The following is a 1,995-nucleotide window of genomic DNA, read 5'->3' on the forward strand; positions in this document are numbered from 1 at the left end:
GGTTCTTTCTGGACTTTGGGTATTCCTTATAAAACATTAGCTGGTATCGGTTCGATACCAGCTTGTTTTATAACAATGCAGAAAGTGAAAAATCCTGATTTTTAGGAAGAAAAGCCAATTTACATTTCTTCTCCAGATTGACTAATCCGCTTCTACCATATACAATACGTTTGAGGACTTTGAATTTGTTGTTGTTTCCTTCAACAAATCCAGAGCTTACAGAAAGGGATATCGCATTCTTGACCGGAGTGATATCCTTTTTTATGCCATTGCAGAAAGATTCCAGCTTACTCTCACCATACTTTTCTAAATATTCATCCAGTTTTGTTTCATCCCTTCCCATTAACAATGCGTGAAATTCTTTGAACATGGTTTCAACTTTTTCTACAACAGGATAAAGGCTTTTTATCTGGCTGATATATTTTTCAATATTTGAGTCACGTTTCTTTTTTGGATTACAGGTCAAAATATATTTGAGCAAATCCGTCCTGGTGATTATGATTACTTCTGATGGCAGCACCCACTCCATCGTTGTTTTTGCATTAAACGGGGTTCTGTCTGGAAAGTTGTTTTTCCCAATCAGATAAATATAGTCTGCAAGTATGTGCTCAGATTCGTGAAATACCTTTTGCCGCTTGATATAAAAATAAATCAGTTCGTTGCTGCAGCCATCGGCCATCATCTTGTAAATGACATTCAACCATACATTCATAGATGATTCCCGTTTTTTATAATGATTGGGATTGTCCAAACGAGAAATATCTTCTTGGGTCATAGCCAGATATCTCTTTGCTGTCAATAACGATATTCCAAACGTTTCTGTTATATTTTTTAGCCGTGGTTTCTTTTGCTTGTCCCAGTATTCCTGTATGTCCCGGATTATTTGCTGTTTTTTTTCCGCATTTCTTCATGATGTTGGTATTGTGCTGAGTTTAAATCATGCTTTTTATTATCATAAAGCAACTCGTTTCCGTCAGAATCTCTGGGAGAGGTATTATCATAGTGCAGGCTGTCAAGCAGGGAGTTATCCGGAGCTTTTTCCCGCAGTATTTTATCTGGTGCATTTTCAGATACCCTTTCGTCTTGAATGTATAGTTTGGCCGGCATTTCCTCTTTAAAAATATCTTTCATATATTCAAGAAGATTTTGCAATAAATGAAACCGGTCAGCTACCTGAACGCAGTCCGGCAGTATTTCACTGATAGCAGAAGCATATGCGTTTGCCCGGTCTCTTGCAACAAGCCGTACTTTATTATGTGATTTCAACCATTCTTTCAATGGTTCACCATCACGTCCGTCCAGCAATGCTATCAAATGATGATCCTTCAAGTCATAAATGGCAGTAGCATATGTCTGACCTTTTCGGATTGCGACATCGTCAACACCAATTCCTTCCACATCCGGATTATCTACGAATTCGATTCTGTCGTACAGCCGCTGTATGGTATCATTACTGATTTGAACACCGAGCAGGGCCAATACTTTACTTGCACCCTCATTACTGAGAAACATTGAAACAGCAAGGACCAACGTATTAAGAGCATCTGTGCGTACCTGGGAAGCTTTTGCAAATGGGAGATCCTCCATAAAAACCTTACATTCGCAGTCAGGATTCTCGCAGCCATATTTATACACGTTTGCATGTAAGAAAGTCTGCTTACACCGGATAGGGGTATCCTGAAATTTCCTTCTGTAAGTAGAATGAAGCTTGTGACTCATTTTTCCACAAATAGGACAGCAACAGCCATGTTCTTTCGATTTGATATAGATATGTAAGCTGTCTTCATTTTCAACATGGTCATAAACGTAGTGATTTTCATCTAACAGAAAAGAATAATCTTGTGTCGGAAAATACTTCAATCTGTTCATCTTCTTTCATCTTTTGATAACTCTATTATACCATAAATACCCAAAAATAAGAAGTGATTAGGTAAAGAAAAAGTAGATACTCTCGTATCTACTTTTTCTTGTAATACCCAAAGTCCAGAAAGAACC

At 37.8% G+C, this 1,995-nt stretch carries 2 protein-coding genes; both read right to left on the bottom strand.

The window, feature by feature from the left end; genetic code table 11:
- Window positions 1–67 precede the first annotated feature (67 nt).
- Entirely contained in the window at window positions 68–775 is a 708-nt protein-coding gene (locus FGS84_RS31155; RefSeq protein ID WP_171042755.1) for a transposase, read from the bottom strand.
- A gap of 104 nt (window positions 776–879) precedes the next feature.
- Window positions 880–1,869: an ISL3 family transposase gene (locus FGS84_RS30535; RefSeq protein WP_138311881.1), complete on the bottom strand. Its 990-nt coding sequence runs from the start codon at window positions 1,867–1,869 to the stop codon at window positions 880–882.
- Between the last annotated feature and the right edge of the window lie 126 nt (window positions 1,870–1,995).

It is taken from the genome of Clostridium sp. 1001271st1 H5 (genome assembly GCF_005845215.1).
GTDB lineage: Bacteria > Bacillota > Clostridia > Lachnospirales > Lachnospiraceae > Enterocloster.

Bases quoted from the DNA above. Each gene is read 5' to 3' on its own strand.
- FGS84_RS30535 (WP_138311881.1), bottom strand. From the start codon at position 1,869: ATGAACAGATTGAAGTATTTTCCGACACAAGATTATTCTTTTCTGTTA.
- FGS84_RS31155 (WP_171042755.1), bottom strand. From the start codon at position 775: ATGACCCAAGAAGATATTTCTCGTTTGGACAATCCCAATCATTATAAA.